The 17222-nt window shown below is 69.9% G+C and carries 14 protein-coding genes and 1 pseudogene; 11 read left to right on the forward strand and 4 right to left on the reverse strand.

Annotated features, from left to right (window positions below; all coding sequences use genetic code 11):
* Nucleotides 1-49 precede the first annotated feature (49 nt).
* The 6 genes from sucC (at nt 50) to purH (ending at nt 7116) form a co-directional block, all read left to right on the forward strand.
* A complete protein-coding gene (gene sucC, locus G4X40_RS19105) occupies nt 50-1219 on the forward strand; it encodes an ADP-forming succinate--CoA ligase subunit beta (protein ID WP_277834852.1) in 1170 nt (389 codons plus the stop codon).
* 13 nt (nt 1220-1232) lie between these two features.
* Nucleotides 1233-2135, forward strand: coding sequence for a succinate--CoA ligase subunit alpha (gene sucD / locus G4X40_RS19110; RefSeq protein ID WP_277834853.1), 903 nt, complete (start codon nt 1233-1235; stop codon nt 2133-2135).
* A 168-nt stretch (nt 2136-2303) separates the two neighbouring features.
* Nucleotides 2304-3326: a DUF5336 domain-containing protein gene (locus tag G4X40_RS19115; RefSeq protein ID WP_277834854.1), complete on the forward strand. Its 1023-nt coding sequence runs from the start codon at nt 2304-2306 to the stop codon at nt 3324-3326.
* Between the two features lie 61 nt (nt 3327-3387).
* Nucleotides 3388-4848: a cell division protein PerM gene (locus G4X40_RS19120; protein WP_277834856.1), complete on the forward strand. Its 1461-nt coding sequence runs from the start codon at nt 3388-3390 to the stop codon at nt 4846-4848.
* A gap of 86 nt (nt 4849-4934) precedes the next feature.
* The gene (gene purN, locus G4X40_RS19125; RefSeq protein ID WP_277834857.1) at nt 4935-5558 is read left to right on the forward strand and encodes a phosphoribosylglycinamide formyltransferase; all 624 of its coding nucleotides are present in this window, start codon (nt 4935-4937) and stop codon (nt 5556-5558) included.
* Entirely contained in the window at nt 5551-7116 is a 1566-nt protein-coding gene (gene purH / locus G4X40_RS19130) for a bifunctional phosphoribosylaminoimidazolecarboxamide formyltransferase/IMP cyclohydrolase (RefSeq protein ID WP_277834858.1), read from the forward strand. Before purN ends, purH begins: the two co-directional genes overlap by 8 nt.
* A 132-nt stretch (nt 7117-7248) precedes the next feature.
* Here the strand turns inward: purH and G4X40_RS19135 are convergent, their stop codons facing one another.
* On the reverse strand, nt 7249-7452 hold the full coding sequence (locus G4X40_RS19135) for a hypothetical protein (protein WP_277834859.1): 204 nt from the start codon (nt 7450-7452) through the stop codon (nt 7249-7251).
* A 400-nt stretch (nt 7453-7852) separates the two neighbouring features.
* Here G4X40_RS19135 and G4X40_RS19140 point away from each other — a divergent pair, with 400 nt between their 5' ends.
* Both G4X40_RS19140 and G4X40_RS19145 read left to right on the forward strand, forming a co-directional pair.
* The gene (locus G4X40_RS19140) at nt 7853-9238 is read left to right on the forward strand and encodes an ATP-binding protein (protein ID WP_408642259.1); all 1386 of its coding nucleotides are present in this window, start codon (nt 7853-7855) and stop codon (nt 9236-9238) included.
* Complete coding sequence (locus G4X40_RS19145) at nt 9238-11211, forward strand: vWA domain-containing protein (protein ID WP_277834861.1); 1974 nt, start codon at nt 9238-9240, stop codon at nt 11209-11211. Before G4X40_RS19140 ends, G4X40_RS19145 begins: the two co-directional genes overlap by 1 nt.
* A gap of 177 nt (nt 11212-11388) precedes the next feature.
* Here G4X40_RS19145 and G4X40_RS19150 read toward each other — a convergent pair.
* The 3 genes and pseudogenes from G4X40_RS19150 to rpsR all read right to left on the reverse strand — a co-directional run bounded on the left by G4X40_RS19150 (nt 11389) and on the right by rpsR (nt 13193).
* Nucleotides 11389-12305, reverse strand: a pseudogene (locus tag G4X40_RS19150) (AEC family transporter).
* Between the two features lie 72 nt (nt 12306-12377).
* Nucleotides 12378-12836, reverse strand: a complete 459-nt coding sequence (locus tag G4X40_RS19155; RefSeq protein ID WP_277834863.1) for a nuclear transport factor 2 family protein — start codon at nt 12834-12836, stop codon at nt 12378-12380.
* 102 nt (nt 12837-12938) lie between these two features.
* Nucleotides 12939-13193: a 30S ribosomal protein S18 gene (gene rpsR, locus G4X40_RS19160; protein WP_277834864.1), complete on the reverse strand. Its 255-nt coding sequence runs from the start codon at nt 13191-13193 to the stop codon at nt 12939-12941.
* Nucleotides 13194-13376: 183 nt separating this feature from the next.
* Here rpsR and G4X40_RS19165 point away from each other — a divergent pair, with 183 nt between their 5' ends.
* From G4X40_RS19165 to G4X40_RS19175, 3 genes are all read left to right on the forward strand, one after another.
* A complete protein-coding gene (locus G4X40_RS19165) occupies nt 13377-14063 on the forward strand; it encodes a response regulator transcription factor (protein ID WP_277835206.1) in 687 nt (228 codons plus the stop codon).
* A 41-nt stretch (nt 14064-14104) separates the two neighbouring features.
* Nucleotides 14105-15526, forward strand: a complete 1422-nt coding sequence (locus tag G4X40_RS19170) for a HAMP domain-containing sensor histidine kinase (protein WP_277835208.1) — start codon at nt 14105-14107, stop codon at nt 15524-15526.
* Nucleotides 15527-15610: 84 nt separating this feature from the next.
* Entirely contained in the window at nt 15611-17176 is a 1566-nt protein-coding gene (locus tag G4X40_RS19175; protein ID WP_277834865.1) for a S1C family serine protease, read from the forward strand.
* Nucleotides 17177-17222: the final 46 nt, after the last annotated feature.

A 17222-nucleotide genomic window follows, 5' to 3' on the forward strand; every position in this document is an offset into this window, starting at 1 on the left:
CCGCTCCTACCCCTCGGGCGGGCATCAACGCAGACGAGACGGTGAGCAGATGGATCTCTTCGAATACCAGGCGAAGGAACTCTTCGCCAAGCATGACGTGCCCACGTCGGCCGGCCGTGTTACCGACACTGTCGCCGGTGCCCGCGAGATCGCCGAGGAAATCGGCAAGCCCGTGATGGTCAAGGCGCAGGTCAAGGTCGGCGGCCGCGGCAAGGCGGGCGGCGTCAAGTACTCGGCCGACGCGGACGCGGCGCAGGCGAACGCCGAGGCGATCCTGGGCCTGGACATCAAGGGCCACGTCGTCAAGAAGCTGCTCGTCGCCGAGGCGAGTGAGATCGCGGAGGAGTACTACATCTCCTTCCTGCTCGACCGCACCAACCGCACCTACCTGGCGATGTGCTCGGTCGAGGGTGGCGTCGAGATCGAGGTCACCGCCGAGGAGAACCCCGACGCCCTCGCGAAGATCCCCGTCGACGCCGTCAAGGGTGTCGACCTCGCGTTCGCGCGCCAGATCGCCGAGGCCGGCAAGCTGCCCGCCGAGGTCCTCGACGCCGCGGCGAACACGATCCAGAAGCTGTGGGAGGTCTTCATCAAGGAAGACGCTCTCCTCGTCGAGGTCAACCCCCTCGTGCGTACGCCCGACGACCAGATCCTCGCGCTCGACGGCAAGGTCACCCTGGACGCCAACGCCGACTTCCGTCAGCCCGGCCACGCCGAGTTCGAGGACAAGGACGCGACGGATCCGCTCGAGCTCAAGGCCAAGGCCAACGACCTCAACTACGTCAAGCTCGACGGTGAGGTCGGCGTCATCGGCAACGGCGCCGGTCTGGTCATGTCGACCCTGGACGTCGTCGCCTACGCGGGCGAGAAGCACGGCAACGTCAAGCCGGCCAACTTCCTCGACATCGGCGGCGGCGCCTCGGCTGCCGTCATGGCCGCGGGCCTGGACGTCATCCTGAACGACGCGCAGGTCAAGAGCGTCTTCGTGAACGTCTTCGGTGGCATCACCGCGTGTGACGCCGTCGCCAACGGCATCATCGGTGCGCTGCAGACCCTTGGCGACGAGGCCAACAAGCCCCTCGTCGTGCGCCTGGACGGCAACAACGTCGAAGAGGGTCGCCGCATCCTCGCCGAGGCCAACCACCCGCTGGTCACGGTCGTCGCAACCATGGACGAGGCTGCCGACAAGGCTGCCGAGCTCGCCTTCGCAGCGAAGTAAGGGACACACAACAATGGCTATCTTCCTGACCAAGGACTCCAAGGTCATCGTCCAGGGCATCACCGGTGGCGAGGGCTCCAAGCACACCGCCCGGATGCTCGCGGCCGGCACCCAGGTCGTCGGTGGCGTCAACGCGCGCAAGGCCGGCACCAAGGTCTCGCACACCGACAAGGCCGGCAACGCCATCGAGCTGCCCGTCTTCGCGACCGTCGCCGAGGCCATGAAGGAGACCGGCGCGGACGTCTCGATCGCATTCGTCCCCCCGGCCTTCTCCAAGGACGCCATCGTCGAGGCCATCGACGCGGAGATCCCGCTGCTCGTCGTCATCACCGAGGGCATCCCGGTGCAGGACTCCGCGTACGCGTGGGCCTACAACGTCGAGAAGGGCGAGAAGACCCGGATCATCGGCCCCAACTGCCCGGGCATCATCACCCCGGAAGAGGCCCTCGTCGGCATCACCCCGGCCAACATCGCGGGCAAGGGCCCGATCGGGCTGGTCTCCAAGTCCGGCACCCTGACCTACCAGATGATGTTCGAGCTGCGTGAGTACGGCTTCTCGACCGCCATCGGTATCGGCGGCGACCCGGTCATCGGCACCACCCACATCGACGCCATCGAGGCGTTCGAGAAGGATCCCGAGACCAAGCTCATCGTCATGATCGGCGAGATCGGCGGCGACGCCGAGGAGCGTGCCGCCGACTACATCAAGGCGAACGTCTCGAAGCCGGTCGTCGGCTACGTCGCGGGCTTCACCGCCCCGGAGGGCAAGACCATGGGCCACGCCGGCGCCATCGTCTCCGGCTCCTCGGGCACCGCCCAGGCGAAGAAGGACGCGCTCGAGGCCGCGGGCGTCAAGGTCGGCAAGACGCCGTCCGAGACCGCCGCGCTGGCACGGGAGATCCTCAAGTCGCTGTGACACCGGGATCTGCCGATCTCTTCCGGAGACCGTTTTCGGCAGGTCATCTTCCGCGCTGCTCCTGACCGAGGGTGCGCCCGATCCGACCGATCGGGCGCACCCTTTGTCGTCTCCGTGGTCTAGCGTTGTCCCTTGCGTCACAATCGAGACATCCGACAAGGAGAAGACATGACGTTCACGCCCGGGCCGGGGGGCTACGGCGCCCCGCAGTCAGGTGGCCAGCCGCAGGGTCCGCAACAGGGTGCCCCGGCACCGCAGTCGCAGCAGTCCCAGCAGGCCTATACCGCGCAGTCCGCGAGCGCCGAGGCGCAGCCGGCCGCGGCCGGTGGGACGGAGAACGCCGGCAACGGCGGGCTGCCCCGGATCATGCGCCTGGTCGTGATCGTGCTGGGTGTGCTGAACTTCTTCCTGGGCTTCCTGCCCTACGTCTCGGCCCAACTGCCCTACGGCAACGCCAAGGTGTCCGAGAACTTCTTCGAGTTCGGTGTCCCGACCATCGGACTCTCGCTGCTCCTGCTGGCCGGCCTGATCGTCGCGACCGGACTGCTGCCCAAGCAGGCCGAGCAGCTGGGCCTGGCCGCCGCCTCGGCGATCGCCGGCTTCTTCGCGCTGCTGTTCGTGACGTTCGCGCTGGGCGACAACATCAACGTCGAGACCGGGCCGATCGTGGTCCTGGTGCTCGGGTTCATCCAGGCGCTGATCGCGGTCGCGCTGCTTCTCGTCGACGCTGGCATCGTCAAGCTGCCCGAGCCGAAGCCGGCGCCCGCGCCGGGCTACGGGATGGGGCAGCCCTACGGCCAGTACGGCCAGCAGCAGTACGGGCAACAGCAGCAGTACGGTCAGCCCCAGCAGGGCTACGGGCAGCAGCAGTACGGCCAGCAGCAGTACGGGGCCGGGCAGCAGGCCTACGGCGCACCCCAGGCCCAGTCGCCCCAGGCTCCCTCGACCCCCTACGGCCAGCCGCAGCCGTCTCCGGGATACACCGCGCCGCAGCCGGGTACCGGTGGCCAGCACGCGGCGACGCCGCAGCCGTACAGTGCGCCGACGCCGACGTACGGTCAGCAGCCGGGTCAGCCGGGTGCGTCCACCGGGCAGCCCCCGGCGTCGTCGGCCGACGATGCGACGCGGGCGTTCCCGACCCAGCCGGGCTCGGACCAGCCGGGCTCGGGCCAGCCGCCGAACCAGGGCTGATCGCCGGTCACTGCGGCGCGCCTGAGCGGGGACCGGCCGGTGGGATGTCACGCTGGTCGCGATGAGTCTGCTGCTCGACCGCCGCAAAACCGCCCGCAGGGGGGCGACCCCGGAACAGATGCGTTCGCTGATCCGGGTCGCCTTCGTACCGTCCGGCATCGCGGTTGCGCTGATCGCCGCGATCACGTTGGTGACGCTGGTGAGTGTCGACAGCAGGCTCACCGGAGTGTTCGGGGCGATCGCCTCCCTGTGGCTGGCGGTGCACCAGGTCCCGGTGCAGATCGGCAGCACCGACATCGGTGCGCTGCCGCTGCTGCCGACCCTCCTGATGATCGCCGGCGTCGCCCGGTGTTGCGCGCGGGTCACCCGCCCGGAGGATCCGCCCCCGATGCAGCTGCGCATCGTCGGTGCCGCGGTCGGCGGTTCACTGGTCGTGACCGTCATCGCCTTGGCGGTGATCCAGGACGCGACCTCGGTGACCGAACTGTCGAGCCCCGACACGCTGATCGCGCTCGGCGGCGTCGCGGGCATCCACGCGCTCGGTGCGGTCCTGGGTGTCGGGCGGCAGGTGTGGCGGCTGACCGGAGAGCGCCTGCAGGTGCCGGACTGGACCCGGACGTCGCTGCGGCAGGGCACGATCGCCGGGATGTCGCTGCTGGCCGCCGGGTCGGTGCTGATCGTCGTCGGGATGCTGCGGAACTGGTCGGCGGTCGGCGACCTGATCGGCGCCGAAGACGACTGGGTCGGACAGCTCGGCCTGGTGCTGCTGTCGATCCTGTACCTGCCGAACGTGATCGTCGGCGCCGTGGGCACCCTCGTCGGCACCGAGATGCACATCGGCGACGCGACCTTCGGGTTGTTCCACGTCACCGGTGGACCGGTCCCCGCACTGCCCATCCTGGGGGTGCTGCCGCACGCCGAGACCGGCGGTGCCTGGCTCGCACTGCTCGCCGTGATCGTGGTGATCGGCGTGCGACTGGGACAGGGCTGCCACCGCGAGCGCACCGGTGCGATCGTCCTGCTGCGCACCGTGCTGACCGCCGCCGTGGGCTGCGGGACGGCGATGGCCGTTGTCGGCTTCCTCGCCGGCGGGCCACTGGGTTCGTTCGGCTATGTCGGCGTCGAACCTCCGCTGCTGGGGCTGCTCGTCTTCGGATGGCTTGCCGTGACGGGGTCGGCCACGGTGCTGTTGGTCAAGCGGTTCGGACCTCTCCGGCGCCGACGCCGTAAGCCGCAGCAACTGGCGGCCGACGCGGAGCAACCGGCGCGCGACGCAGCCGCGAACATGATCGTGATGCCGACGACGGCCGCCACGGAAGCGGGCCGTGTGGAGTCGAGCGGCGACGTGTCGGACGAGGTGTCGCCGGACGGCGCCGACGAGGACCCGGCAGACCCCGACGAAGCCGCGGCGGAGGCGGATCGGGCCGAATCGGACGACGCGGCATCCGAGCAGGTGACCGGGGTCACGGACGAGGTTTCGGAGCAGGACCTGCCGGAAAGTGCCGCCCACCCCAGCGACTAGGCTGCTACCCGGCCGGAGTTCTTCCGGCTGTTCCGCTTGAGTGCACAGGAGATGCAGCGCTGAACGCCCCGCATGAGTCCGACCGGTTGGTGCCCGACCCGCCGGCCCGGCTCGTCGTACTCGCATCCGGGACCGGCAGCCTGTTGCAGGCGTTGATCGACGAAGCCTCCAGGCCCGAGTACCCCGCGCAGGTCGTCGCGGTCGGTGTGGACCGGGTCTGCGAAGCGGAGGAACGGGCCGCGCGCGCCGGCATCGGATCCTTCCGCGTGCGCGTCGGCGATCACGCCGACCGCGCCGCGTGGGACCGTGCGCTGTCGGACGAGGTGGCCGCGCACCGGCCCGATCTCGTCGTGTCGGCCGGGTTCATGAAGATCCTCGGCCCCGAGTTCCTGGGCCGGTTCCAGGGCCGGGTGATCAACACCCACCCGGCGTTGCTGCCGGCCTTCCCCGGCGCACACGCCGTCGCCGATGCGCTGGCCTACGGCGTCAAGGTCACCGGCTCGACGGTGCACCTGGTCGACGGGGGAGTGGACACCGGCCCGATCCTCGCGCAGGAGGCCGTGAGTGTGCTCGACACCGACGACGAGTCGAGCCTGCACGAACGAATCAAGGTGGTGGAACGGCGGCTGCTGGTCGAGGTGGTCGCCGCCGTTGCCACCCGTGGAGTTGTAGTTTCCGATGGACGAAAGGCCGTGATCCCAAGTGAGTGACCGCAAGGCTGTGCGCCGCGCGCTCGTCAGCGTCTACGACAAGACCGGGCTGGTCGAACTTGCTGCCGGGCTCCACGCAGCGGGCGTCGAGTTGGTCTCGACCGGATCGACGGCCGGGAAGATCGCCGACGCCGGGATCCCGGTGACCAAGGTCGAGGACCTGACCGGCTTCCCCGAGACCCTCGAGGGCCGGGTCAAGACCCTGCACCCGAGGGTGCACGCGGGCATCCTCGCCGACACCCGCAAGCCCGAGCACCTCGACCAGATCGCCGAACTCGGCGTCGAGGCGTTCCAGCTCGTCGTGGTCAACCTCTACCCGTTCCGGCAGACCGTGGCCTCCGGTGCGAGCGTCGACGAGTGCGTCGAGCAGATCGACATCGGCGGGCCGTCGATGGTGCGCGCCGCCGCGAAGAACCACCCGTCGGTGGCCGTCGTCGTTTCCCCGGACCGGTATGCCGACGTGCTCGGCGCGGTCGAAGCCGGCGGGTTCACCCAGGCGAAGCGGGTCGAGTTGGCCGCCGCGGCCTTCCGGCACACCGCCGAGTACGACGTTGCGGTCGCCGGCTGGATGACCGACCTGATCGAGGGTGAGGACGAGTTCACCAGCTGGCTCGGCGCCACCTGGGACCGTGTGACCGTGCTGCGCTACGGCGAGAACCCCCACCAGGGCGCCGCGCTGTACATCGACAACTCCGCGGCGCCGGGACTGGCGCAGGCCGAGCAGCTGCACGGCAAGGAGATGTCCTACAACAACTACACCGACGCCGACGCGGCATGGCGTGCGGCGCATGACCATTCGGCCCCGTGCGTGGCGATCATCAAGCACGCCAACCCGTGCGGCATCGCGGTGTCCGGGCTCGAGGGCGACGGCGCGATCGCCGACGCGCATCGCAAGGCCCACGCCTGCGACCCGGTCAGCGCCTACGGCGGCGTGATCGCCTCGAACCGTGAGGTGACCGTCGAGATGGCCGAGCAGGTCGCCGACATCTTCACCGAGGTGATCATCGCGCCGTCCTATGCCGAGGGTGCGGTCGGAGTCCTGCAGCGCAAGAAGAACATCCGCGTTCTGCTGGCTCCCGCTCCAACCGAGACCGGCGTCGAGTTGCGGCCGATCTCCGGCGGGCTGCTTGTGCAGGAGCGCGACCGGTTGCAGGCCGACGGCGACAACCCGGCGGCCTGGACGCTGGCGACCGGCGAGGCGGCCGACGAGCAGACCCTGATCGACCTCGAGTTCGCCTGGCGTGCCTGCCGCGCGGTCAAGTCGAACGCGATTCTGCTGGCCTCCGGCGGGGCGACCATCGGTGTCGGCATGGGCCAGGTCAACCGGGTGGACTCGGCCCGGTTGGCGGTCAGCCGCGGCGGCGACCGCGTGCAGGGTTCGGTGGCCGCATCCGACGCCTTCTTCCCGTTCCCGGACGGCCTGCAGGTGCTCACCGAGGCCGGCGTGCGCGCGATCGTGCAGCCCGGCGGATCGGTGCGCGACAACGAGGTCATCGAGGCCGCGCGCGAGGCGGGCGTCACCCTGTACCTGACGGGGTCGCGGCACTTCGCCCACTGACGGTCAGGCCCACCAGGTGATCGGACCACTGACGATCAGCGGGAGGTGCGCGCTCGGCTCAGCCGGGTGCGCACCTTCTGTCGCATCCGGCATCCAGACGGGGCCTGCCCGCACGGGCGGCGCCGCGGCCGGTCAGGCGGCGTGGTCGACGATGTTGCCCGAGATGACCACCTGGGCGGCGCCCCGGTCGAGCAGTTCGCGCGCCAGCACCGTGGCGGCCTCGCGCTGACCGGCGTCGGTGTGCGACAGGTCGAGCGTGATCGCGTGCCCGGTCAGGTCGGAGGGCAGGTCGGCGGGCAGTCGGTCGTGCGTGAGTTGGTTGAAACGCAGTTTCATCGGTGTTTCCTTGCTCTTTCGGTGGATCCGGCTCAAGCCTGGATCGGGTAGATGGTTGCCGCGTGTGCGGCGGGTGTCGCGGGGGCGACGGTGCGGCGAAGAACGGATGTCGGAAAAACGAGCGGTCTGAAAAGGAAAGGCACCCGGGCGGTCGGGCCCTGGGTGCCGAGAACGTCGATCTGCGGGTGATCAGAAACGATCTCGGGGTACGAGCATGCCTACGAGCCAGGAGCGCCACGCCGGTGCAGGTGTCGCCGCGAATACGTGCATGGTGCGCTTCCTTCCGTTCTCGTCGTGCTCGGATCTTGGTTAGCGAAGGACGTTACACCATCCGACGCGCGGAGCGGAAATGACCTCGCCGAACCGGACAAATCCTCGTAGCGTGGAGCAGGTGACCGTGATCACCGTTTCCGCACCCCCGGACACCACCGTCGGCGAGTTGCGCGCCTCCGGACACGTGCAGTCCTCCGTCAAGGACGAGATCCGGCGCAACCTGCTCTCCGCACTGCGTTCGGGCCGGGATCCCTGGCCGGGCATCCTGGGGTTCGGCGCGACGGTGCTGCCCCAGCTCGAACGCGCCCTGATCGCCGGCCACGACGTGGTGCTGCTCGGCGAGCGCGGCCAGGGCAAGACCCGGTTGCTGCGCACGCTCGTCGGGCTGCTGGACGAGTGGACGCCGGTGATCGCCGGCGCCGAACTGGGTGAGCACCCGTACGAGCCGATCACTCCCGCCTCGCTGCGTCGCGCGGCCGACCTCGGTGACGAGCTGCCGGTGACCTGGCGGCACCGCAGCGAGCGCTATTCGGAGAAGCTGGCCACTCCGGACACCAGCGTGGGCGACCTGGTCGGCGACGTGGACCCGATCAAGGTGGCCGAGGGGCGCAGCCTCGGCGACCCCGAGACCATCCACTTCGGGCTGATCCCACGCGCGCACCGCGGCGTGATGGCGGTCAACGAGCTGCCCGACCTCGCCGAGCGCATCCAGGTCGCGATGCTCAACGTGATGGAGGAGCGCGACATCCAGGTGCGCGGCTACAACCTGCGTCTGCCGTTGGACGTGCTGCTGGTGGCCAGCGCGAACCCCGAGGACTACACCAACCGCGGCCGCATCATCACCCCGCTCAAGGACCGATTCGGCGCGGAGGTCCGTACCCACTATCCCCTCGAGGTCGCCGACGAGATCGCGGTCATCGGGCAGGAATCGGAGACCGTCGCGGAGGTCCCCGAGTACCTGTTCGAGGTGCTGGCCCGGCTCACCCGGATGCTGCGCGAATCCAGCTCGGTGGACCAGCGTTCGGGGGTGTCGGCGCGCTTCGCCATCGCCGGCGCGGAGACGGTCGCGGCGGCGGCGCTGCAGAGGTCGGCGCGGGTGGGCGAACCGGAATCGGTGGCCCGGCCGGTGGATCTGGGCACGGTCGTGCCGGTGCTGCGCGGCAAGGTGGAGTTCGAGTCCGGCGAGGAGGGCCGCGAGCTGGAGTTGCTCGAGCACCTGCTGCGCCGGGCCACCGCGGAGACCGTGCGCGAACGGCTCGGTGGAATCGACCTGGCCCCGCTGGTGACCGCCGTGGAAGACGGCGGTCACGTCGTCACCGGTGAACTGGTCTCCGCGGCAGAGCTTCTGGCGTCGCTTCCCGACATCGAGGTGATCGACGTGATCGGTTTCCGGCTGGGGGCGCGGACCGCCGGTGAGCGGGCGGCCGCGGTCGAGTTCGCCCTCGAGGGGCTGTATCTGGCCCGGCGGATAGCCAAGGAGACCGAGGACGACGGGAGGACGGTGTACAGCTGATGGCCGACCGTCCGAGCTTCGACCTGCGCCGCGCCCACTACGGGCGCTATGCGGGTGGACCCGATCCGCTCGCGCCGCCGGTCGACCTGCGCGAGGCGCTGGCAGCGATCGGTGACCAGGTGCTCGAGGGGGTCTCGCCGCGCCGCGCGCTGCGCGAGATGCTGCGCCGCGGGTTCGCCGGTCGCCGCGGCCTGGACGCGCTGGCCGAACAGGCAAACCGCAAGCGACGGGAGATGCTGCGGCGCAACAACCTCGGCGGCACGCTGGACGAGGTCAAGCGGTTGCTGGACGCGGCCGTGCTCGAGGAGCGCCAGGAGCTTGCCCGTGCGCTCGACGACGAGGCGCGCTTCGCGGAACTGCAGATCGCCGAGCTGAGCTCGTCGCCGGCCAAGGCGGTGCAGGAGCTGTCCGAATACGACTGGCGCAGTGGGTCGGCCCGGGAGAAGTACGAGCAGATCCAGGACCTGCTCGGCCGCGAGATGCTCGACCAACGGTTCGCGGGGATGAAGCAGGCGCTCGAGAACGCGACCGATGCGGACCGGCTCCGCGTCGAGGAGATGCTGCGAGATCTCAACGCGCTGCTCGAATCCCACGCGCGCGGCGAGGACACCGGGCAGCAGTTCGAGGACTTCATGGACCGTCACGGCGAGTTCTTCCCGGAGAGCCCGGACAGCGTCGAGGAGCTGATCGACTCGCTGGCTCGCCGTGCCGCCGCCGCCCAGCGGCTGCGTCACTCGCTCACCGAGCAGCAGCGCCAGGAACTCGACGCCCTGGCGCAGCAGGCATTCGGCAGCCCTGCGCTGGCGGATCAGCTCGCCCGGCTCGACGGCAACCTGCAGGCCGCGCGGCCGGGGGAGGACTGGGAGTCCGGCCGCGAGTTCCGCGGCGACAACGGCATGGGACTCGGCGAGGGCACCGGCGCGCTGGCCGACCTGGCAGAACTCGAGGAGCTGTCCGAGGCGCTGTCGCAGTCGTATGCGGGCGCCGAACTCGACGACATCGATCTCGACGCGCTCGCCCGTCAACTCGGCGACGAGGCGGCCGCGTCCGCGAAGACCCTCACCGAACTCGAACGGGCGCTGCACGACCAGGGGCTGCTCGACCGCGATCCGGAAGGCCGGCTGCGGCTGTCGCCGGCGGCGATGCGCCGCCTCGGCCAGACCGCGCTCAAGGACGTCGCCACGCAACTGTCGGGCCGGACCGGCGGTCGGGACACCCGGCGCGCAGGTGCCGCCGGCGAGGTTACGGGTGCGAGCCGGCCCTGGGCGTTCGGCGACACCGAACCCTGGGATGTCACCCGCACGGTCGTCAACGCGGTCGTGCGCAGCGCCGCATCGGAATCCGGCCCGCCCGTGCGGATCAGCGTCGACGACGTCGAGGTCACCGAGACCGAACAGCGCACCCACGCGGCCGTCGCGCTGCTCGTCGACATCTCGTTCTCCATGGTGATGGAGGGCCGCTGGGTCCCGATGAAGCGCACCGCGCTTGCGCTGGAACACCTGGTGCGCAGCCGTTTCCGCGGCGACGATCTGCAGATCATCGCGTTCGGCCGCTACGCCCGCACCATGCGCATCGACGAGTTGGCCGGCCTGGACGAGGTGTTCGAGCAGGGCACCAACCTGCATCACGGCCTGCTGCTGGCCGGCCGGCACCTGCGCCGGCACCCGGCCGCGCAGCCGGTGGTGCTGATCGTCACCGACGGTGAGCCGACCGCTCATCTCGAGCCCGACGGCGAACCGTACTTCGACTATCCGCCGCACCCGCTGACGTTGGCGCGCACCGTGCAACAACTCGACGCGCTGGCCCGGATGGATGCCCAGATCACCTTCTTCAAGCTCGGCACCGATCCCGGGCTGGCCCGCTTCGTCGACCAGATGGCCCGGCGGGTGGCCGGGCGGGTGGTCGCGCCGGAACTCGACGGACTCGGCGCCGCGGTCATCGGCGACTACCTGACCTCGCGCCGCCGGCGGTGAGTCCTGTTGCGCTGCCGACCGGCCCTGAGCGGATAGTGTGCAAGTTCATGGACCGCGTGGTCCTTGGCGGCGTCACGGGGACGACCGAGCCGTGGCGGACTCTGCTGCATTACGTTGCACGTTGACACGTTATGTTTACGGTCCGGTCGGGTTCGGCCGGAGCGGGAATCGGCGGGCTCAGCCGAGCAGCGCCGCGCCCAGCGCGATGGCCGGCACCGCGGCCAAGGTGGTCACCAGCCCGGCGTCGCGCGCGAGCATCATGCCGCGTTGGTAGCGGCTGGCATAGGTGAACACGTTCTGCGCGGTCGGCAGCGTCGCGATGATGACCGCGGCCAGCAGCGCGTGACCGCTCAGGTCGAGCAGGTAGCGGCCGATCAGGTAGGCGACGAGCGGTTGCACGACGATCTTGAGGACCGTGGCCAGCGCGACGTCGCGCCGCGGGCTCTCGCCGCGTTTGAGGACCCGTACGCCGTTGAGCGAGATCCCGAACGCCAGCAGCGCGCCCGGGACCGAGGCCCCGCCGAGCAGATGGAACGGCTGCGCCAGCGCCTCCGGCAGCGACCATCCGGTCACCGCCGGCAGCAGTCCGGCCAGTCCGGCCAGCACGATCGGGTTGCGGAACGGCTGGACGAACGGCGCGTACCAGGCGGGGGAGCGGTCGTGCAGGACGGTCAGGTCCATGGCGGTGAGCGCGATCGGCGAGTAGATCACGATCTGGAACAGCAGCAGCGGCGCCACGAACGAGGCGTCGCCCAGGACGAACACCGCGATCGGGATGCCCAAGTTCACCGAGTTCACGTACGACGACGCCAGCGCGCCGATCACCGCCTCCGGGATCGCCCGATGCCACCAGAGCCGGGCCGCCACCAGGTAGCAGAGCCCCACGAGGAGGGCGCTGCCGCCGGCCACGAGAAGATCACCGACAGATCGGCGTGGGCGAGCGAGTCGAACAGCAGCGCCGGGGTGGCGACGAAGAACACCAACCGGCTGAGCACCTGCTCGCCGGTCGGGCCGAGGACATCGCGGCGGCCGAGCACGTAGCCCACCGCGATGATGATGAAGATGACGGAGAAGCCGGCAACCACACCGGACACGACGTGGCCGACCTCCCTGGACTCGGATGCCGAGTCAGTCTAGAGAGGGCGGCGCACGGTCGTACCGTCAGGTCAGGCCCAGTACGGGCCCGACATGAGCTTGAAGCTCGGCATGTCGGAGATCTTCACCGAGTACTCGTAGAGGCGGGTGTAGCCGGTGCGGCTGATCCGCCAGCCGTCCTCGCCCTTGACGTACTCGTCGGAGTAGATCGACGCGCCGTTGATCATGATGTCGTACTTCGGGACGATCACCGTGTCGGACAGGTACCAACTGCCGGTCGCGTGCACACCGTCGTCGGCGACGTCGATCTCGGGGTTGCCGAGGTGGTGTTCGGAGATCAGCCGCGGGCTCATCACCTTGCTCAGGTGCGCGATCAGCTCGTCGCGCGAGTCGAAGTGCAGGTCCTTGCCGTAGTCGGCGGTGACATCCGGCGTGAGCGTCTCGGCGAGGTCGTCCCATTGCCGGGTGTCGACGTCACGCATGTAGCGGTACTTGAGCCGGCTGATCTCGGCGATGGCGACCAGGTCCATCCACGTGCTCCTTCGAATGTGCGTCGAGCCGCCAGTCGGCCCGGGCCGAGAGTAGAACACATTCTAGTTTTGAGTGTGTCGTTCCTGGTGAGTGGGAGCTCGTCAGCGGTTCGTGTAGGGCAGCAGCGCCATCTCGCGGGCGTTCTTGACCGCGATGGCGACCTGACGCTGCTGCTGCGGGGTCAGCCCGGTGACGCGGCGCGAGCGGATCTTGCCGCGGTCCGAGATGAAGGTGCGCAGCAGGTTGATGTCCTTGTAGTTGACCTTCTCGATCTTCGCCGCGAACAGCGGGTTCTTCTTGGGCTTGCGGCCCTGGTCGGCACGCGACTTACGTGACGGAGTGCGTTTGACAGCCATGGTGGGTTCCTACTCGATCGACTTGTGCACGGGCAGCTCGCCGGACGGGGCCGCCTCGCGGAAAGCTCCCGCGACATCCCAAACTTACGCAGTGGAGCGGGGGCCGTCCATCGGCGTGGCCGCGCGCACCGCGCCGGATCCGGTCTCAGACGACTCTCAGCCCATAAGGTGAAACTCGTGAGCATGCGAATCTTGGTGGTCGACGACGACCGGGCCGTGCGGGAGTCGCTGCGGCGCTCGTTGACGTTCAACGGCTATGCGGTGGACACCGCGACCGACGGCGCCGACGCGTTGGAGAAGATCGGCCAGTCCCGCCCGGACGCGCTGGTGCTCGACGTGATGATGCCGCGGATGGATGGACTCGAGGTCTGCCGGCGGCTGCGCAGCACCGGTGACGACCTGGCGATCCTCGTGCTCACCGCGCGCGATTCCGTCTCCGAGCGGGTGGCCGGCCTCGATGCGGGCGCCGACGACTACCTTCCCAAGCCGTTCGCGCTCGAGGAACTGCTGGCCCGGCTCCGGGCGCTGCTGCGACGCGCGTCGTCCGAATCCGAGGCCGAGTCGCAGGCGCTGACGTTCGCCGACCTGTCGCTGGACCCGGTCACCCGCGAGGTCGTCCGGGGACAGCGCTCGATCAGCCTGACCCGCACCGAGTTCTCGCTGATGGAGATGCTGATGAGCAACCCGCGCCGGGTGCTCACCCGCAGCCGCATCCTCGAGGAGGTCTGGGGATACGACTTCCCGACCTCGGGGAACGCGCTCGAGGTCTACATCGGCTATCTGCGCCGCAAGACCGAGGCCGACGGTGAGCCGCGGCTGATCCACACGGTGCGCGGTGTCGGTTACGTGCTGCGGGAAACCCCGCCGTGATCGGTGCCCCGCCGCCGGGGCCGCTCGACCCGCCGCGGCCGATGCGGCCGCCGATGCCGCTGACCCGGTCGGTCTCGCTGCGGCTGCGGGTGACGGCGCTGGCCGCGACGGTCGCGGCGGTGCTGGTCGGCGTCATGGCGGTGACCACCTATTTCGTCGTGCGCGAGGCGCTGTACAACGCCGTCGACACGCAGTTGCAGAGCCGGGCGACGACGTTCATCGACAGTTCGGCCATCGCGCTGGACCCGCGCGGGGTCGCGGCGTTGGCGGCCGCGTTCTCGTCGGACATCAGTGTGGCCCTGATGTATCCGGACGGGTCGATCTACGCACCTGGCCACACCATTCCGATCGGCACACCGGAGATCGCCGTGGCCAGCGGCAAGGCCGGCTATTCGCTGCGCACGGCGGACGGTCAGCGGATTCTGGCCGAACGGTCCTCCACCGGGGTGACGCTGGTGATCGCGCAACGGCTCGCGCCGACCAAGGAGGTCCTCGATCGGCTGGCGCTGGTGCTCGGCATCGTCGGCGGTATCGGTGTGGTGCTGGCCGCCGCGGCCGGCACCGCGGTCGGGCGCACGGGGCTGCGCCCGGTCGCCCGGCTGACCTCGGCGACCGAGCGGATCGCGCGGACCGACGACCTGACCCCGATCCCGGTGACAGGCGACGACGAACTGGCACGGTTGACGACGAGCTTCAACGCCATGCTGCGGGCGTTGGGCGAGTCCCGCGAACGGCAGAGCCGGCTGGTCGCCGACGCCGGCCACGAGTTGCGCACGCCGCTGACCTCGCTGCGCACCAACATGGAACTGCTCATCGCCTCCAGTGAGCCCGGCGCGCCGAGCCTGCCGCCGGCCGACATGGCGGATCTGCGCACCGACGTCATCGCGCAGATCGAGGAACTGTCCACCCTGGTCGGCGACCTCGTGGACCTCGCCCGCGAGGATGCGCCCGAGACGGTGCACGAACGCATCGACCTGAGCGAGGTGTTGTACCGGAGCCTGGAGCGGGTGCGGCGGCGCCGCAACGACATCGAGTTCCAGGCGCAGGCGGTGCCGTGGTTCGTGCACGGCGATCCGGCGGGGCTGTCGCGGGCGGTGCTCAACGTGCTCGACAACGCGGCGAAGTGGAGCCCGCCGGGAACGACGGTCCGGGTGCTGCTGCGCCAGATCGACTCCGTCCATGCGGAACTCGCGGTCGCCGACGCCGGTCCCGGGATACCGTTGGCCGAGCGTGAGCTGGTCTTCGAACGGTTCTACCGGGCGACGGCGTCACGGTCGATGCCAGGCTCCGGGCTGGGCCTGGCGATCGTGCGCCAGGTCGTCGTCCGCTATGGCGGCACGGTGACGGCGTCGGAGGCTCCCGGGGGCGGCGCGCTGATCCGCATGGTGCTCCCCGGCGAGCCGGGAACTCGGGAAACGGATAGGGACGTCTCAGAGAAGTCTCAGCATGAGCGGGAAGAGTGAACCCCGAACGAAGTTCACGTGGGTGGTCGAGCCCGTGCGGTCGTGAAGACCGAAGGTCTGTCCACAAGAGGGAAAGCGACACAGATGAGCGACGAGCGCAACGAAGGCGCCGATCGGCCTGAGAACGCCGGAAGCGGTGCCCCCTCCCCGAAGCCTTCAGGCGAGCCGGATCACGGCGGCCCCGAGCAGGCGGCCCAACCGCCGGTGGGCCCGGGTGCGACCGAACTGGATGCCGCGAGTGCGGATGCCACGAGTGCCGCCGCCGACTACGGCACCACCGGATACGGCAACCAATACGGGTCGAGCCCGTACGGGTACGGCACCGGTTACGGCCAGGGTCAGTACGGTCCGGGCCAGTACGGCCAGGGGCAGTACGGCGCCGGACAGTACGGTCCGGGCCAGTACGGCACCGGACAGTACGGTCAGACCCAGCCCTTCCCGACCGGGTCGCCAACCGAGTCGGGAGCGGCGCCGGACGGCGTGAACGCGCCCGGGACAGGATCCGGCGTCGGCACCGTCACCACCCCGGTCCGGCGGCGGCCGGGAGCGGGGACGTTCGTCGCCGGGGCGCTGGCGTTGGTGCTCATCTCCGGCGGCGTCGGCGGGGTCGCCGGCGCCTACTTCAGCAGCCACAACAGCAACGACGCCGCGGTGGTCGGCTCGCTCAGTTCGACGGCGACCAAGGCGCAACCGGCCTCGGCGCCCGAGGGCTCGGTGCAGGCCGTGGCCGCGAAGGTGCTGCCGAGCGTCGTCCAGATCCAGGTCCAGGCGGGCCGCAGCGGCGGCGAGGGCTCAGGCATCATCCTGTCGAAGGACGGGCTGATCCTGACCAACAACCACGTGGCGACGGCCGAGTCGAACGGCCCGGTCAAGATGATGGTGACCTTCTCGGACGGCTCGACCGCCCCGGCCAAGCTCGTCGGCGCCGATCCGACCTCGGACATCGCGGTGATCAAGGCCGACGGCCGCGACAATCTTTCGCCGATCGCGCTCGGTTCGTCGTCGAACCTCGCGGTCGGGCAGCCGGTGGTCGCCGTGGGTTCGCCGCTGGGGTTGGCCGGCACCGTCACCTCGGGCATCGTCAGCGCGCTCAACCGGCCGGTCGCCACCAGCGGCGAGTCCGGTGACCAGAACACGGTGATCGACGCCATCCAGACCGACGCGGCCATCAACCCGGGCAACTCCGGTGGCGCGCTGGTCAACATGAACGGCGAACTGATCGGCATGAACACCGCCATCGCCACGCTCGGCGGCAGCGCGGGGATGGGCGGCGGCCAGTCCGGATCGATCGGCCTCGGCTTCGCCATCCCGGTCGACCAGGCCAAGCGCATCGCCGACGAGCTGATGAAGTCCGGCAAGGCCACCGAGGCGATGCTCGGCGTGACCGTGCCCAACCAGGACACCGTCAACGGCGCCTCGGTCATCGACGTGTTGCAGGGCGGTCCGGCCGACAAGGCGGGCATCCCGAAGGGCGTGGTCATCACCAAGATCGACGACCGGGTCATCGACAGCGGCGACTCGCTGATCGCGGCCGTGCGGTCGCACGCACCCGGCGATCAGGTCCAGGTCACCTACACCGATCAGAACGGCGGCAACGCCAAGACGGTGCCGGTCACGCTCGGAACCGCGCCGTCGGGTGGAGGACGATGAACATGCCGTGGACGGACGAACGGGTGATCGCGTTCCCCGGCACGCC

Origin of the sequence: Speluncibacter jeojiensis (assembly GCF_029589495.1) — a bacterium.
Classification (GTDB): domain Bacteria; phylum Actinomycetota; class Actinomycetes; order Mycobacteriales; family Mycobacteriaceae; genus Speluncibacter; species Speluncibacter jeojiensis.